The sequence below is a fragment of the Bradyrhizobium hipponense genome (assembly GCF_008123965.1).
Lineage (GTDB): Bacteria > Pseudomonadota > Alphaproteobacteria > Rhizobiales > Xanthobacteraceae > Bradyrhizobium > Bradyrhizobium hipponense.
In genome coordinates, this window is sequence record NZ_VSTH01000014.1 from 102,182 (window position 1) to 127,851 (window position 25,670).

Consider the following 25,670-nt stretch of genomic DNA (forward strand, 5'->3'; position numbering starts at 1 on the left):
AATGCGCGTTGCGCATTGGGACCGGTCCTTCAGTCCATCTTGACGACGTCAGACCACACGTCCGGCCTTCAAGCTGCGCCCACGCGGTCGAGGAAGCTGTCGACCTCGGCCTTCAGATGCACGCTCTCACCCGACAGCGCCTGGGCGGAGGCAAACATCCGGCTCGAGGTTTCGCCGGTCTCGCTGGCGCCCTTGGCGGCATGACGGACATTGACCGCGACGTCGGCGGTGCCGGAGGCCGCGGCGCGGACGCTGGCGGCGATGTTGTGGGTGGCGCTGCGCTGCTGCTCCACCGCGGCCGAGATCGAGCCGGCGATGCCGCTGATGCGCTCGATGGTCTGGCCGATCGCCTTGATGGCTGTGACCGACTCCTCGGTCGCAAGTTGCATGCTGGCGATCTGGTTCGAAATCTCATCGGTCGCCTTGGCCGTCTGGCCGGCGAGCGTCTTGACCTCCTGGGCGACGACCGCGAAGCCGCGGCCAGCATCGCCCGCGCGCGCGGCCTCGATCGTGGCATTCAGCGCCAGGAGATTGGTCTGCTCGGCGATCGAGGTGATCAGCTTGACGACGTCTCCGATGCGCGCGCCCGCCTCGGAGAGCTGCGCGATGCGCTGGTCGGTGGCCTCGGCCTGGCGCACCGCCTCGGCGGAGATCTCACTCGATTCCTGCACCCTGCGCGTGATCTCGGAGATCGATTGGCTCAGTTCGTCCGAAGCCGTCGCCGCCGAACGCACGTGCTCGGAGGCGTTCTCGGACGCCCCCGCCGACTGCGCCGACAGATCGGCGGTGGAACGTGCCGTGTCGGTCAGTTGCCGGGCCACGCGCTCGAATTCGCCGGATGAGTTCAGGACCTTGTCGAGGATACCGCCGACGCTGCCGCGGAACTCCTCGACGAAATTACGCAGCTCGGATTTGCGCTGCTCAGCTGCGGCAGCGGAGGCTGCTGCCTGCTCGCTGCGCAAGCGCGCCCGCTCCAGCGAATTGCTCTTGAACACCGCGACCGTGCGGGCGATCTCGCCGATCTCGTCGGCGCGCTCCTCGCAATTGTTCGCGACGTCGTTCTGGCCGTCGGCGAGCGCGGTCAGCGAGCGCGTGACCGAGGTGAGCGGCCGGGTGATGCGACGGACGACCAGCATGGTGAGGACCAGGACCAGCAGCGCGGCGATGCCGGCTGCGGCCCCCATGCTCTCGATCGCCTGGGCCAGCATGCTCTCGAACTGCGCCATCGGGATACCGACGTAGAGGATGCCGGCGACCTTGCCGGTTGCATCTGCGACCGGGAAATAAGCGGTCATGAACGATTTGCCGAACAGCGTGGCCGGCCCCTTGTAGGCCTCGCCACGGCGCAGCAGGGCTTGCGCCGGATGGTCGGCGGCAAGCTGGGTGCCGACGGCGCGCTCGCCATTTTCCTTCTTCACGTTGGTCGAGCGGCGGACGAACTGCCCGCTCGCATCGTCGAACGCGAAAAGGGTCGCGTTACCGCCGACATAGGACACCGCGCGATCAACGATGGCGTGATCCCTGAAGTCGGGCATTTTGGGAATCTCGGCGCGCGCCACGGCGCCATCCTTCATGATGATCCTGGCGTCGGGAGCGGTCTCGGCAAAGGCGAGCGCCAGCGTGCGCAAATTGACCTCGATGTCGCGCAACGCGCGATCATTGATAGCCGTGGTGAGCGACCAATAGCCGGCGCCGACTACCAGCGCCGTATTCACCGCGATCAGCAGCACGGCGCACAGGACGGCCTTGGTACCCAGCTTGAATTGCGGCAGGAGTTTCGCCGTCGAAAGTTTAGACATGAATGGAATCACCCCCGTAATTCCTGCATATTCGTGCAATCGGCTTACGGCCGCATTAACGAGGGTTCCCACCGCCGCACGCGGAATGCTTTACAAATTGTAAACGAGGGGCACCGGGCGGCGCAGCGCGCTGATGGCTGGCGCGGTCGCTGCGGGTGCTCGATGCCGTCCTTGCCAAGATCGGGGATCGCCGACCCTTTCCAGGGGCGGCGGGGCAAGGGTGATCCCGGGCGTGGCGCGCGACAGCAGCGCCGGTGCCGTCGACTGGAACGGGATCGCCCCAGGCCTCGCGTCAAGCGCTGCCGGCAGAGCGGATCCACTGTCCTGGCGGGCGACACTGATCGTACTGGCGAGCGTCGGCGTCGAACCCGCCAAGCCCTATCCGGGGCTGATCGTCGATCATGCGAAACCACGCGAATGGGCGTTAGGTGCCTACGCAAAGATCCGCAAAGGTTGAGCGTTGCTTTGACACAATTTCGAATCCCGCTATCGTCGTTGCTGCATTCAAACCGAGGGGGACGATATGGACGACGATAAACCCGTAACCGAGCAGGCGATGGAGACGATCACCACCGCCATGGAAGCGACCAAGGACGCCGCAGTCACCGCCGTCAAGAAGGTCAGGAAGGCCGCCAAGAAGGTCGCAAAGAAAGTAGCGCCGAAGAAGGCCTCCAAGAAGAAGGCTGCCAAGAAGACTTCGAAGAAGGCCGCAAAGAAATCGTCGAAGAAGGCGGCCAAGAAGACCGCGAAGAAGGCGGGCAAGAAGGCTGCCAAGAAAGCTCCGAAGAAAGCCGCCAAGAAGAAAAAGGCCAAGCGCTGATCGCAGCCCAAGGATAGGCAGAGCAAGTCTCTGGGTGCGGGCGCACCCGGAGGCTTTGCGGCGAAGTGTCTACCCTCGCCGCTTGGATGCGCGCCGGCCTGGATGATGCTCGCCCCGCGGATCGCGGAATTCGCTGCGATGGCCGCGCCGGTCCTCCTTCGCGAACTTTCGCCGCTTCTCGGGCGAGCCGAACGCCTTGATCACCCGTCTGCCATTGACCTTCTTGATGACGTAGCCGCCCTCGGTCATCGAGAACGGCGCTTTCAGCGATCCCATGTGGTCGAACTTGGTGCCGCGGGGATGCTGGAACGGCTCGAACCAGGCCGGATAGACAAAGTTCGACATCGGGAGACCGTTGACCGGGAAAGAGTCCTCCTCCACGGCGTCGCAGACCTCGTAGGCATATTGGGTGTTCCGGTTCTTATCCGCCCAGAGATTGGCCATTGGGTCGAGCACCATCTCGAACAGCTCGTGTGAGGCCGCCACGCTGATGGGCTCTTCGCCCAGGGCCTTGACGAAGATCTTCGAGATCGGCTGGCGGCGATGCGTCAGCTCATGGCGGCCGAGCATGTTCTTGTGGGAAGCGTCATCGAAATAGACCAGCTGCCAATCGGTCGGCTTCGGCTTTTGCGTGACATAGAGATCGACCGGGTAGCCCCACACGGGGAGGAAATGCTTGTCGTAGCACTTCTGAAGCGCTGCAGTGAGCGTGCTCATCTTGCGACCGCTGATCGTTGGCTCCGCGTAGTTGATGCAGGCAATCCGAACCGGCTTCATGGACCTGCCGAGCAGTGCCTGTCTCGCCTTCTTCATGGACATCACCGTGTTGAAAAGGAAATGGGATTGAATGGTCCCAGTCTAGCACGAAACGTGCCGATACACGTCAGGGATGTGTCCGCCGAAAAAGCTAAAGGCGCCGGTTGACCACGAACACCGCGGCCGCGCACATCGCAATGCCGGCGATCGCAAGCGCGTCGAGCTTCTCTCCGAATAGCACGTAAGCCATCAGTGCCGTGACCGCGGGCACCAGGTAGAACAGGCTCGCGACCGAGGTCGCCGCAGCATGGCGGATCAGCCAGTAGAGCAGCCCGATGGATCCGATCGAGAGCGCCACGGCGAGCCAAGCCAGCGCGAGCAGGAACTCCCGCGTCCAGTGCACCTCGCGGTCTTCGAACAGGAAGGCACCGGCCGCGAAGAAGATGGTGACCGCGACATATTGGACCAGATTGCCGGAGCGCCAGTCGATGCGGCTGCAGTAGCGGCGCTGATAAAGCGTGCCGAGCGTGATGCTGATCAGGGCGACCACTGAGGCGAGCCAGCCGAGCCCGGCTTCGCCGGTCAGGGGGCGGTTGTGCAGGATCAGCACCACACCGCCGAGGCCGAGCACGAGCCCGGCCCATTGCACCGGCGTCACCCGTTCGCCCAGCCAGCGGTTGGCGATGGTCGAGGTCAGGATCGGCTGCAGGCCCGGAATCAGCGCCGAGAGCCCTGCGGGAATCGAATGCGCGATCGCAATCGCGGTGCCGCCGAGATAGAAACCATGAACGAGGATGCCGGCGACCGCGCTGTGCGCGATGCCGATGCGGTCGGGCCATTTCGGGCGCGCAATCGCCACGATCACCGCCATCAGGCCGACCACGATCGCCATGCGGATCGCGAGATAGGTCAAGGGATCGGCATTGTTGATGACGTATTTGGTGCCGATGAAGCCGGTGCTCCAGAGCACGACGAACAGGATCGGCGCCGCGCGTGCGGCCATGTTTTCTTGATTATGATTCATTGCCGTCTTCATTGCCCGACCAAAGGCGATGCGGCAACGCGAATTTGCGGCGCTCAGATGTTGCGCCGCACGACGGACAGAGGAAACGGCAGCTCAGATCAGCCGCTCACCACTCTTCCGGACAGGGATTGATGATCTTCCAGAGCTCGACCCCGTTCTTGATCTTCTTCATGTCGGTCGTGAGCCCGCCATTGCGGCGGATCCAGTCCTTCACCGTGTCGGGATAGTAGGACATCAGATCCGATGTCCCTTCCGAGCTGGTGACCTTGATGCCAAAGGTAAAGGCCTTGTCGTAATAGGCTTGGTGGAAGCCGAGGCTCGCGCGCGGCGTCACGCAGATCTTGTTCATCGGCACGATGCCCAGCACCAGCGTGCAGGCCGAGTTGCAGATGCCGTCGATGATGACGCGCTCGCGCTTGTCGCGGACGCGCGCGTACTTGGCCTTGTACTCCTCGACATAGCCGCCGTGGTCGCGCGTGATGTGCAGATCCGCCCGCGCCGGCGTGGCGACAGCAACGGAGAGCAACAGCAGGCTCAGGAGCGTGATGCGCATGGCAAAGGGACGGTGAAAACCTTGCATGAATGGACCGGCCTCGAAGGACCCCCAAGGGGCCGGCAGGAATCTTTAACCGGATTCTCTTTGGTCATACTTGTGTGGGGAATTCGTTAAGCATCCCGAAAAGGCCAAAAATGGGCAGGCCGCAGGGCGGACCGGCATTTCGGTCACACCGCCCGGGAATCCACGGAAAATCGCCGGGTTTTCCCGCCGCTTGGGTGCCCAGCCCGCCGAAAATCGCTATAACGAGCTGACCTCTAAGTGTGGTTTCGGAGAATCGAGATGAGCAAGTTGAAGCTTGTTGCCATGGTTGCGGCCCTTTCGGCCGTGACCCTCGCCCCCAGCCTTGCGGAGGCGCGGCATCACCGGCATCACCGCTCTTCCACCAGCCCGCTGCCCTACCCGATCAGCTATTTGCACAATTACGGGCCCGGCGTCACCCCCGGCACCTTCGCCTATTACGACGGCCCGTCGACCAACCACTGCTACCAGAGCGCGGCTGCCTATATCGGCCAGGACGGCCGCCGACATCCCTGCAACTGAGGGGTACCGGCGGCGTCGTCTCCCGGGGGAAGCCTTAACTGGCAGCTCCCGACAGCAGCAATTGCTTCTCGATCTCGTAGACCGGCAACTTCACGAGGTCCTTGCCGACTTCGCCCTGGAGCGCCTTGCGCACGGTGTCCGAATAGTCCGCGCGGATCATTCCGAGGGCGCGCGGCGAGGCCACCATGGTCAAAGCGGTGGTCTCGCCAGAACTGACGGCGGTATCGAGCCGTCCGGCGAGGCTTCGCAGGAACGCGCGCTCGGCCTCGTCGTGCCAATCGGTCTGCTCGGCCGAAATGCGCGCACCGCCAACCGCGGCATGCAACCGGCCGGGCGCGTCGGTCCCCTGCGCGGCGGTGGCAGGGTTGGACTGCTGATGCACCTCCCTTGTGTGAAGGTTCGGAAAAATCTCGTCGCCGAGATTCTCCAGAATCAACGCCTTGCGGCCATCACACACCACCAGCCAGTCGCCCTTATCGATTCTCATCTTGTTCATTGGCTGCTCCAAACGATCCGCGGACACAGCCCTCCGACGGAGGCGAAGCAACCGCCGGAGATGCCTTCCCTCGAATGCCTCGAGAGAACTGCCCACGGCGACAAGACTAGGGACGAAGCCAAGCGTGCGAATTGCGCAGGATCAAGGATGGTGGCGATGTTGGCCATGGCCGAAGCTGAGGTAGCTTGCGACAAGCCGGCCCAGGCCTGAGACGAACTGGCTGAAGATTTGTTCATCAGCATTACATTTCGGTTCCGCCACAATTTGAGCAGAACATCTTCGATATCCTGCACAGCGTAAGCGGAGGAAGACATCATGAAGTTCAAGTTTGGCCTCGTCGCCGTGGCTATGTTCGGTGCGGTCTTGGCATCGTCGGCGGCGTCCGCCATGCCCGTCGCGCCTGCACCTGCTACGTCGCAGGTCTCGGACGTCGAGCAGGTCCGCATGGTCTGCAATGAATGGGGGCGTTGCTGGTGGCGGCCGAACTACGCCTATGGTTACGGCTACGGCCCGGGATATTATGGGCCGCCGCGCTATTACGGCCCGAGATATTATGGGCCACGCTATTATGGGCCGCGCTACCGCCGCTGGTGAAATCTGGAGGGGCCCTCGGGCCCCTTTCGCATGTGCGAGATGCGCATTCGGCCGCGACCGCTGAGACCGATTCCAAAAACTGATCTAGATCAAAGAAACTGATCTAGATCAAAGAAAAGAATCCGCCGTCGGGCATTCTCTGCCGATGGCGGACCTCATCGTTTTTCGATGCCCTCAGACGGGTATGAATGTTCAAACCCACTTGGAAAGACAGCCGAAACTCGAAGGCCGACCTTTCGAAGCGTTCAGCTGCCCTGCGTGCACGCGGGTCCATTTCATCGATCTGGCCTTGGGCCGGCCGATGGTCGGAGACCGTTGACGCACGAGGTCTCCGTCATATCCAGCTCCATGTGTTCGAGGCCGTTCGAACAGCCTCAAGTCCAGGCCACGTCGCATGATGGCCGTAATCTTACGGCCTGCTTCATGATTTACGGAATCAAGACTTTTCACCATTGATATGATCTCCATCATTGCGGCGGCTGCGGGCTTGACGAAATGTTGTTCAGTGCCCTGACACCTTCCTCCGCACTTCAACTGGCGATCTTCGCCGATATCGATGCGTTCAAGCCGGCGGAGCTGATGGAGGATGCCAGGAGCATCCCGCTCGACGTTGCGCGCTTTGCGGCGGCGCGCGCGGTGGTCTGCTTGCCGGCGTGCCGGATCATCCTGATGCGATCGTTTGCGCGCATCCTCGACACGGCCTATCGCGCGCCGGGCGGCATGGTGATCCTCTCGATGGCCGATGACCTGCGGGCCAATTTGAACGGCGTGGATCTGGACTCGCGCTTCTTCGTGGCCCTGCGCGGCAACGACGCTTGCCATTTCGTCGAGCCCAGAACCAACCTGCATGCGATGATCATCCTCTCGCCCGGCCTGAAGGATCGCGGCTGGTTCGATCGCGCCGACGCACTGCGGGCCTATGCCCCAGACCGCGCTGCCCTGACGCATGTGCGCCAGCTCGTGCTCGACATCCTGCGAACCGCGAGCGCCGAGCCGGGGCTGTTCGCGATCGCGGAAATTGCCGCAAATCTTCAGGAGGGCTTGCTGCTCGCGATCGACGAGATGTTTCGCGTCGGTCCTCTCTCGGTCGGCGGCGGCCGGGCCGCACATGCGCGGTCGGCGAAGCTCGTGCAGCAGATCGACGACTACGTTGCGGCTCATCCGATCTCGCCGATCTACACGGCCGGCCTCGCGGGCGAGCTCGGCGTCTCGATGCGGACGCTGGGCGGCGCGGTGGCGAAGATCCGCGGCATGAGCCTGCACCAGTACATCCGGTTGAAGAAGCTGTGGACGACGCGTGCGAGGCTCCTGAAGGGTGGCGGCGGCCTGACGGTTGCCACCTGCGCCCGCGCGCAGGGCTTCCATCACATGGGTGAATTCGCCGCGCTCTACCGCGCGACTTTCAATGAAACACCGTCGGAGACGCTGGCGCGCGGCCGGCTGCTCATGCTTTCAACCGTTTAGGCCAAAACACGCCCCACAGCCCGTCGGACAGAAACGGAACATTGGATTGGCGCGCCACGGCCGATGAAGATGGGCACGATTGCTTCACCGTGGCGCTAGGATGCCGCGGCCGGGCAAGCGCCGCCGAACCGAACCATCAAGACCGAACCGGTTGCCCGATTCCCAGGAGGTTTCCTTCACTGTCGCGGAACCACGCACCCCGCTCACCGGTGCCTTTGCTGGGGTAGTTGCCTCTGATCTCCGCAATCCCATCGACGGTACTCAGGCCGGGCAGATCATACTCCTCGAACTCGACTCCCCGCGCGCGAAGCTCGCGCACCGTCGCCTCGATGTCGTCGACTTCCCAGCCCATTTGGGTGTGCGAGCCAGATTGCACTCCCGCCGAGACGAAGATCGCAAACTCGCCGGCCCTGCAGACGTAGCGCAGCCCGCCCGCGCGCTGTTCGACCGGTTCGAGCCCGAGTTTCTCCGAATAGAACGCCCGCGCGCGATTCAGGTCTTTGGCTGGAAGCCGGGTTGCCACTTTCGCGTCCTTTAGCATGTGCTTTCTCCTTTCGTGATCTTGATGCGCTGGCTTGCCGCCAGCGATCTTCGGGAGGCGCCATATGGAGAATAACGTAAAGCAATTGCTCGAGCGCTACGAGAAGCTGTTCCGAATGGCGCTCACGGGCGAAGTGGACATGGACAAGGTGGCATCTTCATACACCGCCAAGTTCGTCGCTGCGTCTCCGGCGGGCGTCAGTGTCGGTCAGAATGACGAGCACCTGAAGCAGATGATGCAGCAGGGATTCGAAAACTATCGCCGAATCGGCACCAAGGACATGCGACTTCGTAATGTCCGCATCGCACCCAAATTGGCGCCTGGGGTGGCAAACGGCGGCGAAATCCCGCCGCATCCTGCAAAATCGTAGAGTGGCGCGCCATTCAGAACAAAACCACGCGCTCATACATAATTGAAATTGCTTGTGATTTTTCCTGCCCAATGGTTCGACGGCCGTCGGCCGCCGAGTTCGGCCTCGTCCGCTGTCGCAGGGGATTTTCGCACGTCTCACGACAGCGTGCGTCGTTCGATCCGGGATCGTAGTATTGTCGTCCGAAGCCGTCGAAGCTTCGAGACCGAGGATTTCGTCTAACACTCGATCGCGGCGCTCGAAGAGATGCACTCCAGAATCAAGCTGATGATCGCTACTGCGGTCGGACGGCGCGGCAAATGGAGGACATTATGGCGTGGCGTGACGACAAGGCACGGGCAACTCTGATCCGCGATGCAGCGGGCAACGTGCAGCCGGGCAGGAGCCCCCGGGCCTTTGCCGAACCTTTGTTCGGCTACACCAATAACGAGGACCTCGCCACTTACGATGCAGTTTCGCTTGCCCTCCTGGCGGAGCAAGCCTGGGAACACGTGCAGCGGCGCACGGCTGGCCGCGCCGATATCCGCGTCGTCAATCCGATGCTGCCCGACGGACGCGAGATTTCCGTGCTCGAAATTCTCAACGACAACATGCCCTTCCTGTTCGATTCCACCATGGCGGAGCTCGCCGAGCAGGGCATCGAAGTCACCCTTGTCGCACACCCGATCATCGCCGTGGAGCGCGATGATCAGGGCAAGCTGCTGCGCTTCTACGGCGAAGCACTGCCGGAAGGAGCAAAGGGCACGCGCGAAAGCCTGATTCATCTCCACATCACTCGCCTGGACGCCGATGCCGATCGCCAGAAGCTGGTCGACGGCCTCACCAGGACGTTGAACGACGTCCGCGCCTGCGTCACCGACTGGCGCGCCATGCGCGACCGCGTCGAGGAAGCGATCAAGACTTACTCTTCCAATCCACCGCCGCTGCCGATCGACGAGGTCGCCGAAGCAAACCAGTTCCTGCAATGGCTCTGCGCGGACAATTTCACCTTCCTCGGCGTGCGCGAATATCGCTTCTCGCCCGACAGCGATGCGTCCGACGACATTACAACCGGCGAAGGCCTCGGCATCCTACGCGATCCCGACGTCAAGGTGCTGCGCCGCGGCAGCGAAATGGTGGTGATGACGACGGAAATTCGCGAGTTCATGCGCGAGCCGACCCTGCTGATTGTCATCAAGGCCAATGTCTCCAGCCGCGTCCATCGCCGCATCCGGATGGACTATGTGGGCATCAAGCTCTATACGCCCGACGGCCGGCTTGAGGGCGAGTTGCGCGTCGTCGGCCTGTTCACCTCAGGCGCCTATACCCGCTCGGTACGACAGATCCCTTATGTCCGTCATAAGGTTTCGCGAGTGCTGCAGCGCGCCGGCTTCGACCCGAACAGCCATTCCGGCAAGGCGCTCATGCATATTCTCGAGGAATATCCGCGTGACGAACTGTTCCAGGTCGATGTTGACACTCTCTACAATTTCGTCATGGAAATCCTGATCCTCTACGAGCGCCCGCGCGTCCGGGCGCTGGCGCGGGTCGACAAGTTCGACCGCTTCGTCTCCATCCTCACCTTTATTCCACGCGAGAAATTCGACACCGACGTCCGAACGCGTGTCGCTGCCTTCCTGGCGCAGACCTACAACGGGACGCTGGCCGCCTCCTACGTATCATTCCCTGAAGGGGCGCTTGCGCGCGTCCACTACATCATCGGGCGCTATGAAGGCAAAACTCCCGTCGTCGAGCGCACCACGCTCGAAGCCGGGATAGGCGCCATTGCTGCGACCTGGGCCGACAAGCTGAAGGCCGCACTCACTGCGTCAACCGATGGCATGCGGGCGCGCATGCTCACCAACCGATATGCCCGGGCCTTTAGCGGCGGCTATACCGAGGTGTTCGGCGCGGAACAGGCGATCACCGATATCACAACGGTCGAAAAGCTCACGCCAGCCCGCCCGGTGACGATTTCGGTTCACCGCGTCGAAGACGAGCACGATCCCAGGCGCTTCGGCCTGAAGGTGTTTTCGGACGCCGCACCGCTGTCGCTGTCTTACCGCGTGCCGGTGATCGAAAATCACGGCCTGCGCGTGGTCAACGAACGCACCTATCAGATCGTGCCCGGTAACAGGCCGGAGCCAGTTTGGCTGCACGACATGATGATCGAGACCAGTGACAGCCAGCCCATCGAGATCAACCCGGAATTCAGCCATCGCCTTGAGGCCTCGATCATGGCGGTGGTCACCGATCGCGCCGAATCCGACGGATACAATGCCCTGATCCTGCGCACCGCCCTGGGCTGGCGGGAAGTCTCGACCATCCGGGCGCTGTCGCGCTATTTGCACCAGATCCGCGCGCCGTTCACCCAGGATTACATGTGGGAGACCCTGCGCAAGAACGCCGCGATCACGGCCACCCTGGTCGCGCTGTTCCAGGCCCGCCTCGATCCGCGCCTTGCCTCGACCGATGCCGAGCGCTCGACGCGCGAGACGGCTCTGCTTGCCGAGATCGAGGAGCAGCTCAAATCCGTCGCCTCGCTCGATGAAGACCGCATCGTGCGCCGCTTCACCAACCTGGTGCAGGCAACCGTTCGCACCAATCTGTGGCAGATCGGCGAGGATGGACATCCGCGTCCGGTGATCTCCTTCAAGTTCGAGGCGCGCCGGATCGACGACTTGCCCGCTCCCCGGCCTCTCTACGAGATCTTCGTCTATTCACCTCGTGTCGAAGGTATTCACCTGCGCTTCGGCAAGGTTGCGCGCGGTGGCTTGCGCTGGTCCGATCGGCCGCAGGATTTCCGCACCGAGATCCTCGGCCTGGTGAAAGCGCAGCAGGTCAAGAACGCCGTGATCGTGCCGGTCGGCGCCAAGGGCGGCTTCGTGCCCAAGCGCCTGCCGCCGCCTTCCAGTCGCGACGCCTGGCTCGCGGAAGGCACCGAAGCCTATCGCATCTTCGTGCGCTCGCTACTCGAGCTCACCGACAACCTCGACGGCGACATCGTCGTGCCGCCCGAATCCACCGTGCGTCACGACGGCGACGACCCCTACCTCGTCGTGGCCGCCGACAAGGGCACCGCCACCTTCTCCGACCTCGCCAACGCAATCTCGGCCGAGAAGAACCATTGGCTCGGCGATGCCTTCGCATCCGGTGGCAGCCAGGGCTACGACCATAAGAAGATGGGGATCACAGCGCGCGGCGCCTGGGAGGCGGTCAAGCGCCACTTCCGCGAGCTCGGCACCGATATTCAGACCATGCCGTTCACCGCGGTCGGCGTGGGCGACATGTCCGGCGACGTCTTCGGCAACGGCATGCTGCTCTCGCCGGCGACAAAGCTGGTCGCGGCTTTCGATCATCGCGACATCTTCATCGATCCTTCGCCCGACCTTTCGACCAGCATCGCCGAGCGCAAGCGGCTGTTCGATCTGCCGCGATCGAGCTGGCAGGACTACAACAAGTCGCTGATCTCGCAGGGCGGCGGCGTGTTCTCGCGCCAGCTCAAGGCGATCCCGCTCGCTCCGGAAGTGCGCACTCTGCTCGATCTCGACAAGCCGCAAGCCACGCCGTTCGAGGTGATGACGGCGATCCTGAAGGCTCGCGCGGACTTGCTGTGGTTTGGCGGCATCGGCACCTATATTCGCGCGTCGGCGGAAAGCGACGATCAGGTCGGGGACCGCGCCAATGATCCGATTCGGATCACCGGCGCCGACGTCCGCGCCCGGGTGATCGGCGAAGGCGCCAACCTCGGCGTCACCCAGCGCGGCCGCATTGAAGCGGCGCAGAAGGGCGTCAAGCTCAACACCGACGCTATCGACAATTCGGCCGGCGTGAACACGTCCGACGTCGAGGTCAATATCAAGATCGCGCTGGCGCGCCCCGAGCGCGAGGGACGCCTCAGCCCCGCTGACCGCAACAGCCTGCTCGCCGCGATGACCGACGAGGTCGGCACGCTGGTGCTGCGCAACAACTATCTGCAGACGCTGGCGCTCTCGCTCGCCGAACGCAAGGGCGTGGCCGAGACCGGCTTCCTCGCCCGCCTGATGCAGTCGCTCGAGCAGCGCGGCTTGCTCAGCCGCGCGGTGGAGTATTTGCCTGACGACGCAGCGCTCACCGAGCGCACACGGCGCCGCCAGTTCCTGACGCGGCCGGAGCTTGCCGTGTTGCTCGCCTACGCCAAGCTGACCCTCTACGATGACGTGCTCGCCACCAGCGTGCCCGATGATCCCTATCTTGCCCGCGAACTATCGCAATATTTTCCGCGCGAGGTTCAGGACAAATTCCCGAGAGCGGCCGAATTGCATCGCCTGCGGCGGGAGATCATCGCGACCAGTCTCGCCAATGCGGTGATCAACCGCGGCGGCCCGGCCTGTGTCGTGCGCCTGATCGACGAGACGGACGTCGATATCCCGACCATCGTCATGGCCTATGTGGCGGTCGATGAATGCTACGGACTGAAATCGCTCAATGACGCGATCGATGCGCTCGACACCTGCATCGACGGGCAGCTGCAGCTGTCCCTCTATGCTTCTGTGCAGGACCTCCTGCTCTCCCGCATGGTCTGGTACGTGCGCCATGTCGATTTCAAGGACGGGCTGGAGGCCGTCGTCGCGCGCTTCGGCCCGGCTATCCGCCAGATCGTCGCCGGGCTCGACACCGCTCTGCCGCCGGACTTGCAGGCCGGGCGCGGCAAGCGGCGGCAAGAACTCACTGAGGCCGGTGTCCCGGCCGGCCTCGCCGGCGAGCTCGCCGATCTCGACGCTCTGGTCTCGGCACCCGACATCGTGACGGTTGCCGAGCGCACCACGCGCCCCATCGGCGACGCTGCCGCGACCTTCTTCGCCGCCGAGGCGAATTTCCGTCTCGACCGCATCATCGCCGCCGCGCGCGGCGTGCCGGCAAACGACTATTTCGAACGTATGGCCATCGATCGCGCCGTTGAGCAGATCGCTGGCGCCGAAAGAAGGCTGGCCGCGGATATGCTGGCAACCGGCCAGTCCGGCCATGCGGCCGTCGCGAGATGGCTCGCGGCTCACCCCGAAGCGACGCGTATCCGCCGCTCGGTCGAGGAGATTGCTGCCAGCGGCCTGACGCTCGCCAAGCTGACGGTGGCGGCGAACCTGCTGGGGGACTTGGTCAAAGCCTGAGAGCGTGCGAGGCAGTGATCTAAGAAGTTCAATGCCCGCGCAGGTTGCAGGCCCGAACGGAGGAATCCAATGATCCACGCCACTTGCCATACCGCCGACAACGCCCGCTGCATCGAGTTCGATGCCACACCGTGGTTCAGCGAAGCTGATGCTCCGAGCATTATCGATCTGGCCCAACGAGGATGGACCAGTACGGCGATTGCGGATTCCCTCGAGCGCCGACGAGGATACGAAGGCTTGCACGACCTCGTTGAGTATGCGGCGAAGCGACTGCAATCGGAATCCCTGGAGGACCCAACCTGGGAAACCTTCGAGTGTGTCATCGATGGACCCGAGGCGGTCGCCTGGCTCGAGAAAAATCGGCCCAACGTCGTGGCAAGGATCCGGTAAGCCGCGGGAAGCGCCGCAATGGCCGCAATTGATTGGCGGCATAGCAAAACGAAGCGGAAATGCCATGACGTTGGCTACATGCTCGCGATCGTGCCGGCATCGCGGCGCCGACGGCTGGATGCGGCAATTTCGGCGATCGTGCAAAATCGTAAAACGGCGCGCCGCGGCCGATGAAGATGGGCACTACTCGTTCGCCGTGGCGCTATGATGCCGTGGCCCGCTGGGCGCTCCAATCGGCAAAACTGCGACGCACTGCGATCTTGCACTACACCGATTGGGGGCCGCCCGACTTCCCGATATCGCAGGCAGTCCGGTTACCCTTGATAGCGGGCCTTTTCCATCAAATCGCGGATTCCAAATCGCGGATTCGCGATGAGCCATTCGGCGACACCAGCAGCACGTCTTCCAAATGTTTGTTCACTATCCAGGCAGGCATCGGTCAGTGCGGCTGACATTTCAAGCTAACGGCAACGACCGGCATGAGCCCTGGGGGGCACCCCGTCAAAGCGCCTTGGCGCCGCGGCGTGATCCGTCGTACAAGTGTGCCGAGTTGGATTGCGGGCCATGGTGCAAGAGCGGCCAGTCCGGGTCGAGCGTAGGTTGTCGGCGATATTGGCTGCCGATGTGGCGGGCTATTCGCGGCTAATGCATCGCGACGAAGAAGCTACACACGCCAGGCTAACCGCACTCCTGACCGACGCTGTCTACCCGGCAATCGCCGAGCACGGCGGGCACCTCGTGAAGAACACCGGTGACGGATTCTTGGTGGAGTTTCCAAGCGCGGTCGAGGCGGTTCGAGCTGCGACAGAATTCCAAACCCGCATCAAGGAGCTTACAATTGGCGAGGTTGAGGACAGGCGTATTGCTTTCCGCGTGGGCGTCAATATCGGCGACGTCATTGTTGAGCCGCATGATATTTTTGGAGATGGCGTCAACATTGCGGCGCGGCTTGAGGGCATCGCCGAACCTGGCGGCATCTGCATCTCCTCAGCAGCCTACGATCAAATCAGAGACAAGGTCCGGGTTGAGTTCGCCGATCTGGGTGAGCATTCTGTCAAGAACATCGCCCGACCTGTGCACGTCTTTGCCTTGCAGACCGATGCTCTGGCTGGTCTTCCGGCACCGTCCGAGAATCCTACTCCCGTGAGGTCACGGCCACGCGGATATCTTTGGGCTAGCGCCGCAATTGCCGTGGCGCTTGTCGTCGGCATCACAGTAGCAGCCGCTTGGTGGTTTCGACCGAGTTCTAACACCGCCTCATCGGCTTCTGTTGCTACGAACAACGCCACCAAAAGCATTGCCGCGATTTCTCACGCAAGCTCCCCACCACGCTTCTCGATTGTCGTGTTGCCCTTCGCGAACTTGAGCAGCGATCCGGATCAGGAATACTTCGCGGACGGGATCACCGATGATCTGACTACCGACTTGTCACGCATCTCAGGTAGCTTCGTGATCGCCCGCAACACTGCGTTTACCTTCAAGGGGAAGCCGGTGGACATCAAACAGGTCGGCCGCGAGTTGAATGTGCGGTATGTCTTGGAGGGCAGCGTACGGCGGGACGGAGACCAAGTCCGAGTAAATACGCAGCTCATTAACGCCGAAACCGGCGCACACGTTTGGGCTGATCGGTTCGATAAAGATCGGGCAGATATCTTCAAAGTGCAGAACGAGGTCACCGCTCGCATTGCCGGGACTTTGAACCTGGAACTGATCAGGGCGGAAAGCCAGCGCGCAGAGCGTGAGCATGCGGACAATCCCGACGCGGTCGATCTCGCCATGCGGGGCTGGGCCGCCTATTACCGACCGCTGTCCGCTCAGCAGTTGGCCGAGGCGCGGATGCTGTTCGAGCGAGCATTACGTATCAATCCTCAATCTCCGCAGGCACTGCACGGTCTGGCGCGCACGCTTGCCTGGGCGGTAACAAGCCGCTTTAGCAACGCGCCGGCTGATGACCTTATGCGCGCCGATGAAGCGGTGGGGCGGGTCCTCCGGAGCTGGCCCGACGATGCGCTGGCACACGATACCAAGGGCCACATTTTGCGGGCGCGAAAACAGTTTGAGCAGTCGATCGCTGAGTACGAGACGGCTATCAATCTCGACCGCAATCTCGCGAACGCCTATGGTGCGAGTGGCCTTACCAAGCTCTTTGCAGGGCGCGCGGAGCAGTTGTTCACGCCAGTCGAAACCGCTATTCGGCTGAGTCCGCGCGACCCGCTCCTGAGCGTTTGGCTATACTGGATCTGTCACGCACATACACATCTCGGTCACGATGACGAAGCGATCGACTGGTGTAGCAAGTCGATCGCAACTAATCCGCTTTGGTATGTCTACATTGACCTGATCTCTGCCTATGGCTGGAAAGGGCAGAAGGATAACGCACGGGCCGCAATAGCCGAGCTGAATAAGCTAGTACCAAATTACACAGTAAAAAAATGGGCGAATGAAGGTTATTCGGACAATCCGGTCTTTGTCGCCCAGTATCAGCGGATCGTCGAAGGACTTAGGAAGGCCGGATTGCCCGAAGAATGACAGCCGCTGACTACCGTGAGATAACCGCAAGCGCCAATCTGGTGCAAGGGAATTTCGGAATTACGGTGGCGCGCCATGCGGCCGAGCAGGCGATCCGGCCGGATAACCTGCGACGGACTGCGATCTTGCGCTTCGCCCCGCGGAGACGCCCCGGGGCCTCGAATTGAGTCCCGACCCTTGCCTTCTCCATCCGTAACGCGTTACGGATGGAGAAGTCCAATGGCGGCGGCAGCCGAGAGGATGAAGATGATGCGGCAGCGGCGGCGCGCACGGGGCCTGCGTGAGCTGCGTCTCGTAGTCGCCGACCCCCGCTCGCGGGCGGTGCGACGACGGGTGGCGAAGCAGGTTGCCCGTCTCGATCCTGATAGCGAACGCGACGCGCTGGAGTGGATCGAGTCGGTCTCAGAGTTTGATGCAGATGCAACGCGGTGACGTGGTAGTTGTTGCCGCGGCCGGTGACTATGGCAAGCCCCGCCCAGCGGTCATCGTGCAGACTGACGCCTTTCCGCAGAGCCATGCCTCTGTAGTGCTTTGCCAGTTGACTTCCGATCTGGTGGACGCTCTGGATTTTCGCGTCACCGTTGAGCCCAAGCCTGAAAACGGATTGCGGCTCACGTCGCAGGTGATGGCCGATAAGCCGGTCACCGTAAGACGCGAACGGATCGGGCAGAGGATCGGGCGTATCGGCGACCAGGACATGGCTCGGCTCGGAATTGCCTTGGCGTTTGTCATGGGGCTCGCGGATTAGCGGCTTCTAGTCCAGGCGACCGACCGCAAGATTCACGCGGCTGTCAGCGGCATGTTCCGGCGCCCGGCGACGATATCTTACAATCGTAAAATGGCGCGCTCGGAGAGATTCGAACTCCCGACCCTCGGAATCGAAATCCGATGCTCTATCCAGCTGAGCTACGAGCGCCTTGGCCCGGATGACGGGCCGCCATCGCACGGCATCCGACCGTGCTGGGCAGCCAGCAGCGGGGAGCGTTCCGATGCGTTCGAATTAGCAGAGAGGCGCGACAATAAAAAGCCCTACTCGCCCCCTCCCGGGGCAGAACGTAGCGCTCACCAGGTGGTGTCGAACAGGCCGAAGTGCGGCTGCTGCGCCACCAGCATCATCGGCCTGCCGGGCTGCGGCGCCGGATGCATCCTGGCGACCCTGCGCCGGGGCTGGGCCTGCGGAGCCTGAGCCAGAGCCTGCGGCCTGGCGTCCGTTTTCTTGGCTGAGGCGGCATCGGCCTTCGGGACCGTCGGCGTGAACTGCGCGAAGGTCTCGCGCACCCGTGCCTTTGCCGACATCTCGGCCAGGACGTCGGCCTGGACCGGCTGCTGGGGCGCAACCACAGCGGCCGTATTCACCACCGGCGCAGCGATCGTCGGCTGAGTGGTGTCGAGCACGACGCGTTCAGGCAGGTGGCGATCGGACCGGATCCGGATCATCGGCTGTTCGTTGCTTGCGGTCGCAACCGCTTGCGCCACGGGAGAGGCCGGCAGGACGAGGTTCGCCGCGAACAGCAGCGCGAGCAACGCTCCACCGACAAAAATGAAATACCGAAAGATGGGCATTGGCCACGCTCCGCCCCCGCAACCCCGCGCGGGCACTCCGCCTTAACCGGCGCTCTATCAATTGGTTCCGGCACCGGCTGTTCGGTTCAAATGGCAACGCCAAGTTTTTGGCCCAAGGGCCCGGGATGGTCACTTTTCCGCTATCGGATTGGGCCGCCCTTTACGCTCGCCGCGCCGTAACCAACGAACATTTCGCCTGATCGGCATTGACGTTGACGAAGCCGACAGGAACGTGCGCAAAAGTCTTACGACTCTTCATGCTGACGATGTCGGCCAGCACGCGGGTGCGCTCGGTCAGACGGCTGCCATCGCGCCGCGTAAAGGCGCAGACGATTTCGACATCTCTTATGGCATAATCATTGTCGTTTCGCAGGGTGAACGTTACCAGCGCCTTCGAGCCGAGGCCGCCGCGACGCCATGTCTGCGATGAAATCCTGAGGCGATCGAGCTCTGCCGCTGCCTGGGTCGTGGAGGGCGGCAATTCCGCCGCTGGTTTGGCCGAAGCAGCCGCCTCCTCGACCGAGGGCAACTCCGCGTATATTGGCTCGCCCCGGGCGGAATTTCCCTTTGAGAGAGGTAACAGCATCCAGACGCCGCAGCCGACGATGAAGGCCGCCAGCAGCCACAGCAGACTTCGGCCAGATGAGACGCTCGCGATCATCGCGCGCGTCAGACGCTCGCCGATCCCCGCGAAGCGTTCCCACCCGATGCGGTCAACCCCTGCGTTCATGCATGCATCACCGACAGCGACCGAGGCACGTGCCTGCGCATCCGTCCGACACCGATGCGGCCATCCTACAACGGAGTCGACCACAGCTTATTTTAATCCAGCAGACGAACTATGGTTCCCGCGCGCATGCGAATCCGGCAACAACGGTGGCGATCACCGGTCGGGCTCGCTACCATGCGCTGCACCATCGCAAAGACCCCGCCGGGAGGAAAATGAAATGCCAGTCGTCACTTGGGATCACGTCCATCTGCGCAGCCCCGATCCGGAGGCCACCGCAGCCTGGCTGCGGGACATCCTCGGTGGCGAGATCGTCCGCGCGCCGGGACGAATCGACGTGAATCTTGGCGGCGCCAGGATCTTCATCGCTCCGCTGGAGGGCGACAACGCCGTCAGCCCACCACCACCGCACCCGCATCAGGGCCTCGACCATTTTGGCCTCACCGTGAAAGACATCGACGCGGTTGCTGCGGAGCTCAAGGCCAAAGGTGTCACGTTCACGCGCGAGCCGACCACGATCCGGCCAGGCGTTCGCATCTGCTTCCTCCGCGGCCCCGAAGGCATCTCCATCGAGCTGCTCGAGCGCGACAAAAAATATGCCTGATGCGGCGCGAACCGCATCGGGCGTCAGCCGGGCGAACGGGCGCCTGGCGCAGTTACGTCATGCTGCCCGGCATGAAGCAGCGGATGGTGACGCCCGTGTAGCCGTAGATCGGCCACACCATGGTCCGCCCGACCCGGTTCGGCTCCGAGATGACAGCCTCTTCGGGCACATCGACCCAGACCAGTTCCTGCTTCTGGCCTTCGAGCACATAGCCAAGGCGCGGGACGCGGACGCGATAATGCCCGTCCTTGCTGTCCCAGTCGGAGTCCGAGAGCGCCGACCCGTCGGCATCGGAACAACATGGCCCCTTGCCGCTTCGCAGGCCGTCGAACCAGGCCTTCAATTCGGCATTGGTCTTGACGAACTGGCCGCGGTCGCGCGCGTGACCGAACGGCGCAGCGACGGCAATCAGGGCTAATGCGCAGCCCAGCCTCGCAACGCTTCGCCAGCGTGTCGCACAACCAATTCGCCGATGTTCTACTTTGCAATTCGTGGGACGCACACTGTACAGACGCGGCTCATCGCCGCCGGAATCGATCCAGTTGCTCACGTTGGTCTTGCTCCAGCACCCCGCGGCCAGTGCAACAATGGTTATGCATTTCGCGGGCCAACTCTGATTCGCAACGACCGGCCTCGCCTCTTGATGAGACCGTCATAACGCCGTCACAAACAAGCCGGGACAATTACGGTCCCGACCGGCAGCCAAACGGCAAACTGCCGCGTTGCGCCAGGGGGTGGGCTTTGGCATAAAAGCTTCACCGGTGTGCCTCGGGCGACGGTCACCGACCTGCGGGACGTTATGAAGAACGGCCTCTACTCGATTCACGTGACGCTGCTCGATGGTCGAGCCGGCAAGGGCAGCGGCGTGATTCTTTTTCGCGACGGCAAGATCCTTGGCGGTGATGCCTATCTCTATTACACCGGCAGCTACAGCGTGAAGGACAACACCTTCAAGGGCGAGGTGCTGGTGCAGCGGCACACCTCTCCGCGGGCCGACGACAATCCGCTGTTCGGCGGGCCTGCCCCGGTCGGCATCGGCGTCAGCGGCACTTTCACCGACACGCGCGCGGAGATGACGGGCACCGCTCTGGTCGGCAAGGCCAGCCAGATCTTCGGTGCCACACTGCACAAGCTCGCCGACGTCGATTAGCTATTCTGCAGCCTGCTCGAGCGGCGCCGTGCGCGGCAAAATGATCTGGATGCGCGTGCCGCTGCCCGGCTCGGAATCGAGATCGAGCCGCCCACCGAGCCGGTTGGTCACGATGCTGTAGACGATGTGCAGTCCGAGACCGGTGCCGCCCTGGTCGCGCCGTGTCGTGAAGAACGGGTCGAAGGCGCGTCGGCGCACGTCGAGCGACATGCCGCAGCCATTGTCGGAGAAGATGATCTCGACATTGTCTTTTCCGGACTCGCGCACCTGGATATCGATCAGTCCCGGACGTCCGTCGGGGAAGGCGTGCGCCACCGCGTTGAGGAACAGATTGGTCAGCACCTGCCCGTACGGGCCGGGATAGCTGTTCATGATCAGATTGGGCTGGCATTCGACGTTGAGGGTCAGGTTGTGCTTACGCAAGCCCGGCCGCAGGCTCATCACCACCTGTTCGGTGAGGTCGGCGAGATCGAAGCTGCGCTGATCCGAATAGTTGCGGTCGGCTGCGACTTGCTTGAACGACTGGATCAGCTCGGCGGCTCGGTTGAGATTGGCGACGAGCTGCGAGGATGCATCGCGGCTGGTGTAGAGATAGTCGTTGAGCGTGGAGCGGCGCAGTTCGCCACGTTCGAGCTCCGCGGTGAAGATCGCGGTCTTGCGCTCGAGCGCGGAGGCGACCGTGAGGCTGATGCCGACGGGATTGTTGACCTCGTGCGCGACGCCGGCGACGAGCCGCCCGAGCGCGGCGAGCTTCTCGGCCTCGATCAGCGAGGCCTGGGTCTCGCGCAGATTACGCAGGGCGGTCTCGGCGGCTTCCTTCGCTTTCCGCATCTCCTGCTCGCCGCGCTTGCGCTCGCCGATATCCAGCGCCACGGTGACGATCCGCTCGATCTCGCCCTCGGCATCGAGCAGCGGCAGCTTGTTGACTAGCCATTGCCGCATGTTGCCGGAGGCGTCCTTGTATTCCTCCTCATAGAAGCCGAGGCCCTTGCGGAAACTGAGCACACGCTTGTCGTTCTCGTCGCTCTTGGCCGCACCATAGCGCGACATCAGGTCGGCGGTGGTGCGGCCGAGCGCGTCGCCGGGCTCGATACCGAAGATGCCGGCCATATAGCGGTTCATCAGCACATAGCGCAGATTGCGGTCCTTGACGTTGATGACCGCGGGCACCGTGTCGATAACCTGCTGGAGCAGGCGGCGGCCTTCGGCGATGGCGTCTTCGGCGCGCTTCTGGTCGGTGATGTCGCGCAGCGTGCCCTCGTAACGGACGATGTTGCCCGCCTCATCCCGCACGCCGGTCGCGCTGTCGGAGAGCCACAGGATATCGCCACTGCGCTGGCGCACCTGGTACTCGAACTCGCGCACCATGCCGTCGCGCGCCATCAGGCGCTGATATTCGGCGCGCGCCTCGGGATGGACGTAGATCGTGTGAGCGATGTCGTTGATGCTGTCGATCAGCTGCTGCGGGCTGTCATAGCCCATCATCCGCGCCAGCGCCGGGTTGGCGTTGAGGAGGTCGCCGGCCGGCGTGGTCACATAGATGCCGTCGACCGAGCCTTCGAACAGCTTGCGGTAGCTCTCTTCGGCCAGCCTCTGCTCGGTGAGCGCGCGCACCGCCGCCTCGCGCGCCGTGTCGGCCTCCTCCAGAGCGCGGCGGAATACTTCGGCCGCTCGCGCGATGTCGCCGATCTCGTTGTCGAGGTCGGCCGACGGGATCGAGGTGTCCTTCTCGCCGGCCGCAAGCGCGCGAATGGATCGCGCGATCTGGGCGAGGGGTCGCACCGTCCTGCGCACCACGAACAACGCCGCGGCAATGCCGATCAGCACGCCGATCGTGCCGAGCACGATGCTCTGCCACCTTGCCTCGGTCAGCGTGCGCGCGAAGTCGCGCGACAGCACGTGGCCGCGCCGTGCGCTGACCTCGCGCAGCAATTCGGTGACGCGTCCGATCAGCCGGCCCTCGGTTCCCAAGACTTCGCGATCAATGTCGGCGATCTGCCGCTCCCGGACGGCCACCGCGATGATGGCCTCGGCGTAGTCGTTCACGGCCGATTTCAGCCCGCGATCCCCGATGTCCAGCGCCCGCACGCCCTGCGCTGCCTGCTCGGCCGCGGACGGGTTGCGCGCGAGCAGTCCGAGCGCGATCCGGCTCTGCGCTTCCGACAGGCGGGAGGCGAGCTCGCGGTCGGCGGTGCCGGAGACGGCCGCATCGAACTGGTCGCGCAGCGGCGGCAGGCCGGCGAGCAGTTGGGCACGCCGGTCGATCAGCGTTGAGATCCGCTCCAGGCCGCTGCGATAGGTCGCAAGCCGCTCGGTGACTCCGTCGATCATGTCCTGCTGCTCGGGCGCAAGCTCGATGCGGGTCTTCTTCAGGATGTCGCTGAGCGTCGAGGCCGCCTCGCCGACCTGCTTGAACTGGATGCCGGCGCCGGGATCGGTGACGAAGTCGCGCGCGGCGAGGCGCAGCTCGTTCATGCGGCGGTCGATGTCCTCGGCGAGGTCGCCGACGCTCTGGAGCCGCTGCAGCTCGGCGAAGGTGGTATCGATGTGCCTGATCGCGATCACACTCGCGGTCGAGGTGACGATGATCACCGCCAGCACCAGAAGGAAGCTGCCGAACGTGAGCTGGCCGATGGAGAGCGAAAATATTCGCTTTTTCTCGGGGGGCGGCGACAATTCGGCGGACATTGGGGCTTTGAGGACCGGGCTACTGGAAGCCCAATATACGACGTATTGCGGCCTCGGGGGAACATGGCTTCGGCCGCCGCAAATCCTTAAAATTGCGGTCCTCGGCTGGCCCCTTCTGCCGGATTTACGAGGTTCTAACGCTGGCGGGCCCGCGGGCCGGGATCGTCATGGCGGCAACGCCGATGACGACGCAGGTCAGCCCAATCCACGCGGTCTGGCTCAGGCTTTCGCCGAGGAAGGCGACGCTGATGGCGACCCCGATCGGCACACGCAGATAGGCCTGCGCGGTGGTGCCGACCGAGCCGAGGGTCTGGATCAGGCGGAAGTAGATCGCAAAGGCCGCCGCGGTCGAGAACACCGCCAGCGCGAGGAGCGCCAGGATCGAACTCAGGGAGGGCGCCAGTGTCCAGGGCTGTTCGAACACGAGCGAAGCCGGGATCAAGACCGCCGCGCCCGCAAGCAGCGAGCCGGCGGCGGGTGCCATCGGGTCGAGCCCCCTAAAGCTGCGGCCGAAGATCGCAGCGAAGGCATAGCAGATGGTGGCAGCGACGATGGCGGCCTCCGCGACAAGGCCGCTTCCGATGTCATGGAAAGCGTCGACGCCGACGATCAGCAAGATGCCGGCCATGCCGGCGACAACGCCGACGAGCTTGCGCGGCGTCGTCGCCTCGTGGCGGGTGACCATTGCCGTGAGCAGGAAGGTGAAGATCGGCCCGGCCGAGTTGAGGATGGTGGCGAGCGCGGCATCGACATGGCGCTCGCCCCAGGCGATCAGCGTCCAGGGGATGACGCTGTTGAGCACGGCCTGGAACGCAAAGCGCTGCCAGGTCGCCGAGTCCGTCGGCATGTTGATGCCGCGCGCCCGCATCACCGCGAGCAGCAAGAGGCCCGCAATCGCGGTGCGCGCCGCGATCAGCGTGATCGGCGGAATGGTGGCAACACCGAGCTTGATGAAGGTATAGGAGCCGCCCCAGAGCGTTGCGAGCGCGACCAGCAGCGCGAGCTCGGCGGCGATGTTGGTGTCCTGCCGATTGTCCATGGCCCGTCCCTCTGTCAGGGGACGGAACATACAGCGGCCAGGGACGCTACAGTTCGTTGCGTATCGAAGTGTGCTAGCCGAGCGCGCCGACCTCGAACACCTCGCCGTCATAGCCGGCGTCGCGGGGAATGCGGAGCTGGCGGCCGCTTTCGGTCTTGGTCATAACCGGCATCACCGTGACGATGGACATGCCGCGGGCATGATCGAGCGCGGCCTTGACGCTGCCCTGCTTGGCAAGCCGGATCAAATTGCGCGTGGTCGGAAATGGCAGCTTGAAGCGGCCGCTCTCGCCGCCCTCCACCGCCTCGCGCGGCGATACCCAGATCGAGTCGGTCGATTCCCTGCCGTCATGGGCGCCGAGTTGGTCGGGCGGTGCGGCGGCGAGGAAGAACCAGGTGTCGAACCGCTTCGGCATGCCCTCGGGCGTGATCCAGTGCGCGTAGGGCACGAGCGTGTCGAGCGCGAGCTGGAGGCCGTTGTCGGCCAAAATGCTGAGGAAGCTGATCTTGTGCTCGTTGAGCGCGACCCGATGCGCCTCCGCGATCTCGCCGGCGCGCCTGGCATCGACCGGCGATGACGAGCCCTTCGGCCGTGCCAGCAGGATGCCGCTTTCCTCGAAGGTCTCGCGGATCGCGGCGATCCGAAAACCGCGGTCCGCATCGCTTAGCCCCTCGCCGCCCGAATACAGATCGGACCGGGCGACGATCTCCTTGTCGCCGGCATCGACGCTGCCGCCGGGAAACACCAGCGCGCCCGAATTGAACTCGATCTGATGGTGACGAACCATCATGAAGACTTCAATTTCGTCGCGGCTCTTGCCGTCGACACCCGCGCCGTCACGCAGCAGAAGGATGGTCGAAGCGGGGCGCGATGCTGATGTCTCGGCCATGC

At 63.5% G+C, this 25,670-nt stretch carries 26 protein-coding genes and 1 tRNA gene; 14 read left to right on the forward strand and 13 right to left on the reverse strand.

The features are described 5' to 3' along the window. Positions 1-68: 68 nt before the first annotated feature. Positions 69-1,799: a methyl-accepting chemotaxis protein gene (locus FXV83_RS03325; RefSeq protein WP_148737742.1), complete on the reverse strand. Its 1,731-nt coding sequence runs from the start codon at positions 1,797-1,799 to the stop codon at positions 69-71. A gap of 220 nt (positions 1,800-2,019) precedes the next feature. On the opposite strand from FXV83_RS03325, the gene FXV83_RS03330 reads away from it, so the two are divergent. Both FXV83_RS03330 and FXV83_RS03335 read left to right on the forward strand, forming a co-directional pair. Beyond that, positions 2,020-2,256: a hypothetical protein gene (locus tag FXV83_RS03330; RefSeq protein WP_148737744.1), complete on the forward strand. Its 237-nt coding sequence runs from the start codon at positions 2,020-2,022 to the stop codon at positions 2,254-2,256. 66 nt (positions 2,257-2,322) lie between these two features. Next, positions 2,323-2,619, forward strand: a complete 297-nt coding sequence (locus FXV83_RS03335; RefSeq protein WP_148737746.1) for a histone — start codon at positions 2,323-2,325, stop codon at positions 2,617-2,619. 69 nt (positions 2,620-2,688) lie between these two features. Here FXV83_RS03335 and FXV83_RS03340 read toward each other — a convergent pair whose 3' ends face one another. From FXV83_RS03340 to FXV83_RS03350, 3 genes are all read right to left on the reverse strand, one after another. Then, positions 2,689-3,432, reverse strand: a complete 744-nt coding sequence (locus FXV83_RS03340; RefSeq protein WP_187435628.1) for a hypothetical protein — start codon at positions 3,430-3,432, stop codon at positions 2,689-2,691. A 94-nt stretch (positions 3,433-3,526) separates the two neighbouring features. Continuing rightward, entirely contained in the window at positions 3,527-4,399 is an 873-nt protein-coding gene (locus FXV83_RS03345; RefSeq protein ID WP_148737750.1) for a DMT family transporter, read from the reverse strand. A 106-nt stretch (positions 4,400-4,505) separates the two neighbouring features. After that, positions 4,506-4,952, reverse strand: a complete 447-nt coding sequence (locus tag FXV83_RS03350) for a hypothetical protein (RefSeq protein WP_148737985.1) — start codon at positions 4,950-4,952, stop codon at positions 4,506-4,508. A gap of 285 nt (positions 4,953-5,237) precedes the next feature. Here FXV83_RS03350 and FXV83_RS03355 point away from each other — a divergent pair, with 285 nt between their 5' ends. Continuing rightward, positions 5,238-5,498: a hypothetical protein gene (locus FXV83_RS03355; protein WP_148737752.1), complete on the forward strand. Its 261-nt coding sequence runs from the start codon at positions 5,238-5,240 to the stop codon at positions 5,496-5,498. A gap of 34 nt (positions 5,499-5,532) precedes the next feature. On the opposite strand, the gene FXV83_RS03360 is transcribed toward FXV83_RS03355, so the two are convergent. Further along, positions 5,533-5,994, reverse strand: a complete 462-nt coding sequence (locus FXV83_RS03360; RefSeq protein ID WP_148737754.1) for a host attachment protein — start codon at positions 5,992-5,994, stop codon at positions 5,533-5,535. Positions 5,995-6,309: 315 nt separating this feature from the next. Here FXV83_RS03360 and FXV83_RS03365 point away from each other — a divergent pair, with 315 nt between their 5' ends. Together FXV83_RS03365 and FXV83_RS03375 are read left to right on the forward strand one after the other, a co-directional pair. Beyond that, on the forward strand, positions 6,310-6,588 hold the full coding sequence (locus FXV83_RS03365; RefSeq protein WP_148737756.1) for a hypothetical protein: 279 nt from the start codon (positions 6,310-6,312) through the stop codon (positions 6,586-6,588). Positions 6,589-7,083: 495 nt separating this feature from the next. After that, positions 7,084-8,052 (forward strand): AraC family transcriptional regulator, encoded by a 969-nt coding sequence (locus FXV83_RS03375; protein ID WP_187435629.1) that lies wholly within the window; start codon positions 7,084-7,086, stop codon positions 8,050-8,052. A 136-nt stretch (positions 8,053-8,188) separates the two neighbouring features. Here the strand turns inward: FXV83_RS03375 and FXV83_RS03380 are convergent, their stop codons facing one another. Next, entirely contained in the window at positions 8,189-8,593 is a 405-nt protein-coding gene (locus tag FXV83_RS03380; protein ID WP_148737760.1) for a VOC family protein, read from the reverse strand. 85 nt (positions 8,594-8,678) lie between these two features. Between FXV83_RS03380 and FXV83_RS03385 the strand changes: the two genes are divergently transcribed. The 7 genes from FXV83_RS03385 (at position 8,679) to FXV83_RS03410 (ending at position 17,756) form a co-directional block, all read left to right on the forward strand. After that, positions 8,679-8,963 (forward strand): DUF6841 family protein, encoded by a 285-nt coding sequence (locus FXV83_RS03385; protein WP_148737762.1) that lies wholly within the window; start codon positions 8,679-8,681, stop codon positions 8,961-8,963. A gap of 299 nt (positions 8,964-9,262) precedes the next feature. Continuing rightward, positions 9,263-14,089 carry an NAD-glutamate dehydrogenase gene (locus FXV83_RS03390; RefSeq protein ID WP_148737764.1) on the forward strand — a complete coding sequence of 1,609 codons (4,827 nt, stop codon included), beginning with the start codon at positions 9,263-9,265 and terminating at the stop codon, positions 14,087-14,089. A gap of 69 nt (positions 14,090-14,158) precedes the next feature. Continuing rightward, positions 14,159-14,479: a hypothetical protein gene (locus tag FXV83_RS03395; RefSeq protein WP_148737766.1), complete on the forward strand. Its 321-nt coding sequence runs from the start codon at positions 14,159-14,161 to the stop codon at positions 14,477-14,479. 18 nt (positions 14,480-14,497) lie between these two features. Beyond that, complete coding sequence (locus FXV83_RS42395; RefSeq protein WP_187435630.1) at positions 14,498-14,653, forward strand: hypothetical protein; 156 nt, start codon at positions 14,498-14,500, stop codon at positions 14,651-14,653. A 426-nt stretch (positions 14,654-15,079) separates the two neighbouring features. Then, on the forward strand, positions 15,080-17,008 hold the full coding sequence (locus FXV83_RS03400; protein ID WP_347341027.1) for an adenylate/guanylate cyclase domain-containing protein: 1,929 nt from the start codon (positions 15,080-15,082) through the stop codon (positions 17,006-17,008). A 219-nt stretch (positions 17,009-17,227) separates the two neighbouring features. Further along, positions 17,228-17,440 carry an antitoxin MazE-like protein gene (locus FXV83_RS03405; RefSeq protein WP_235939300.1) on the forward strand — a complete coding sequence of 71 codons (213 nt, stop codon included), beginning with the start codon at positions 17,228-17,230 and terminating at the stop codon, positions 17,438-17,440. Further along, on the forward strand, positions 17,421-17,756 hold the full coding sequence (locus tag FXV83_RS03410) for a type II toxin-antitoxin system PemK/MazF family toxin (protein ID WP_347341028.1): 336 nt from the start codon (positions 17,421-17,423) through the stop codon (positions 17,754-17,756). The genes FXV83_RS03405 and FXV83_RS03410 overlap by 20 nt, the downstream gene beginning before the upstream one ends. Positions 17,757-17,847: 91 nt before the next feature. Here the strand turns inward: FXV83_RS03410 and FXV83_RS03415 are convergent. The 3 genes from FXV83_RS03415 to FXV83_RS03425 form a co-directional block, all read right to left on the reverse strand. Further along, positions 17,848-17,924 (reverse strand) — tRNA-Arg (locus tag FXV83_RS03415). A 146-nt stretch (positions 17,925-18,070) separates the two neighbouring features. Next, complete coding sequence (locus FXV83_RS03420; protein WP_148737770.1) at positions 18,071-18,571, reverse strand: hypothetical protein; 501 nt, start codon at positions 18,569-18,571, stop codon at positions 18,071-18,073. 160 nt (positions 18,572-18,731) lie between these two features. Further along, entirely contained in the window at positions 18,732-19,301 is a 570-nt protein-coding gene (locus FXV83_RS03425; RefSeq protein ID WP_148737772.1) for a hypothetical protein, read from the reverse strand. A gap of 217 nt (positions 19,302-19,518) precedes the next feature. On the opposite strand from FXV83_RS03425, the gene FXV83_RS03430 reads away from it, so the two are divergent. Continuing rightward, positions 19,519-19,902, forward strand: a complete 384-nt coding sequence (locus tag FXV83_RS03430; RefSeq protein ID WP_148737774.1) for a VOC family protein — start codon at positions 19,519-19,521, stop codon at positions 19,900-19,902. A 52-nt stretch (positions 19,903-19,954) separates the two neighbouring features. Here the strand turns inward: FXV83_RS03430 and FXV83_RS03435 are convergent, their stop codons facing one another. Next, positions 19,955-20,452: a hypothetical protein gene (locus FXV83_RS03435; RefSeq protein ID WP_148737776.1), complete on the reverse strand. Its 498-nt coding sequence runs from the start codon at positions 20,450-20,452 to the stop codon at positions 19,955-19,957. 249 nt (positions 20,453-20,701) lie between these two features. Here FXV83_RS03435 and FXV83_RS03440 point away from each other — a divergent pair, with 249 nt between their 5' ends. Continuing rightward, positions 20,702-21,052 carry a GrlR family regulatory protein gene (locus FXV83_RS03440; protein WP_148737778.1) on the forward strand — a complete coding sequence of 117 codons (351 nt, stop codon included), beginning with the start codon at positions 20,702-20,704 and terminating at the stop codon, positions 21,050-21,052. On the opposite strand, the gene FXV83_RS03445 is transcribed toward FXV83_RS03440, so the two are convergent. From FXV83_RS03445 to FXV83_RS03455, 3 genes are all read right to left on the reverse strand, one after another. Beyond that, entirely contained in the window at positions 21,053-23,740 is a 2,688-nt protein-coding gene (locus FXV83_RS03445; protein ID WP_148737780.1) for a PAS domain S-box protein, read from the reverse strand. It lies immediately after the preceding gene. A 124-nt stretch (positions 23,741-23,864) separates the two neighbouring features. Next, positions 23,865-24,779 (reverse strand): DMT family transporter, encoded by a 915-nt coding sequence (locus FXV83_RS03450; RefSeq protein ID WP_148737782.1) that lies wholly within the window; start codon positions 24,777-24,779, stop codon positions 23,865-23,867. Positions 24,780-24,852: 73 nt separating this feature from the next. Beyond that, entirely contained in the window at positions 24,853-25,668 is an 816-nt protein-coding gene (locus FXV83_RS03455; protein WP_148737784.1) for an NUDIX hydrolase, read from the reverse strand. Positions 25,669-25,670: the final 2 nt, after the last annotated feature.

Excerpts from the sequence above, each read along its gene's own strand:
- FXV83_RS03325 (WP_148737742.1), bottom strand. The coding sequence starts at position 1,799 with ATGTCTAAACTTTCGACGGCGAAACTCCTGCCGCAATTCAAGCTGGGT.
- FXV83_RS03335 (WP_148737746.1), top strand. The coding sequence starts at position 2,323 with ATGGACGACGATAAACCCGTAACCGAGCAGGCGATGGAGACGATCACC.
- FXV83_RS03340 (WP_187435628.1), bottom strand. The coding sequence starts at position 3,432 with ATGAAGAAGGCGAGACAGGCACTGCTCGGCAGGTCCATGAAGCCGGTT.
- FXV83_RS03345 (WP_148737750.1), bottom strand. The coding sequence starts at position 4,399 with ATGAATCATAATCAAGAAAACATGGCCGCACGCGCGGCGCCGATCCTG.
- FXV83_RS03350 (WP_148737985.1), bottom strand. The coding sequence starts at position 4,952 with ATGCGCATCACGCTCCTGAGCCTGCTGTTGCTCTCCGTTGCTGTCGCC.
- FXV83_RS03355 (WP_148737752.1), top strand. The coding sequence starts at position 5,238 with ATGAGCAAGTTGAAGCTTGTTGCCATGGTTGCGGCCCTTTCGGCCGTG.
- FXV83_RS03360 (WP_148737754.1), bottom strand. The coding sequence starts at position 5,994 with ATGAACAAGATGAGAATCGATAAGGGCGACTGGCTGGTGGTGTGTGAT.
- FXV83_RS03365 (WP_148737756.1), top strand. The coding sequence starts at position 6,310 with ATGAAGTTCAAGTTTGGCCTCGTCGCCGTGGCTATGTTCGGTGCGGTC.
- FXV83_RS03375 (WP_187435629.1), top strand. The coding sequence starts at position 7,084 with ATGTTGTTCAGTGCCCTGACACCTTCCTCCGCACTTCAACTGGCGATC.
- FXV83_RS03380 (WP_148737760.1), bottom strand. The coding sequence starts at position 8,593 with ATGCTAAAGGACGCGAAAGTGGCAACCCGGCTTCCAGCCAAAGACCTG.
- FXV83_RS03390 (WP_148737764.1), top strand. The coding sequence starts at position 9,263 with ATGGAGGACATTATGGCGTGGCGTGACGACAAGGCACGGGCAACTCTG.
- FXV83_RS03395 (WP_148737766.1), top strand. The coding sequence starts at position 14,159 with ATGATCCACGCCACTTGCCATACCGCCGACAACGCCCGCTGCATCGAG.
- FXV83_RS42395 (WP_187435630.1), top strand. The coding sequence starts at position 14,498 with ATGGCCGCAATTGATTGGCGGCATAGCAAAACGAAGCGGAAATGCCAT.
- FXV83_RS03405 (WP_235939300.1), top strand. The coding sequence starts at position 17,228 with ATGGCGGCGGCAGCCGAGAGGATGAAGATGATGCGGCAGCGGCGGCGC.
- FXV83_RS03410 (WP_347341028.1), top strand. The coding sequence starts at position 17,421 with ATGCAGATGCAACGCGGTGACGTGGTAGTTGTTGCCGCGGCCGGTGAC.
- FXV83_RS03420 (WP_148737770.1), bottom strand. The coding sequence starts at position 18,571 with ATGCCCATCTTTCGGTATTTCATTTTTGTCGGTGGAGCGTTGCTCGCG.
- FXV83_RS03425 (WP_148737772.1), bottom strand. The coding sequence starts at position 19,301 with ATGAACGCAGGGGTTGACCGCATCGGGTGGGAACGCTTCGCGGGGATC.
- FXV83_RS03430 (WP_148737774.1), top strand. The coding sequence starts at position 19,519 with ATGCCAGTCGTCACTTGGGATCACGTCCATCTGCGCAGCCCCGATCCG.
- FXV83_RS03440 (WP_148737778.1), top strand. The coding sequence starts at position 20,702 with ATGAAGAACGGCCTCTACTCGATTCACGTGACGCTGCTCGATGGTCGA.
- FXV83_RS03445 (WP_148737780.1), bottom strand. The coding sequence starts at position 23,740 with ATGTCCGCCGAATTGTCGCCGCCCCCCGAGAAAAAGCGAATATTTTCG.
- FXV83_RS03450 (WP_148737782.1), bottom strand. The coding sequence starts at position 24,779 with ATGGACAATCGGCAGGACACCAACATCGCCGCCGAGCTCGCGCTGCTG.
- FXV83_RS03455 (WP_148737784.1), bottom strand. The coding sequence starts at position 25,668 with ATGGCCGAGACATCAGCATCGCGCCCCGCTTCGACCATCCTTCTGCTG.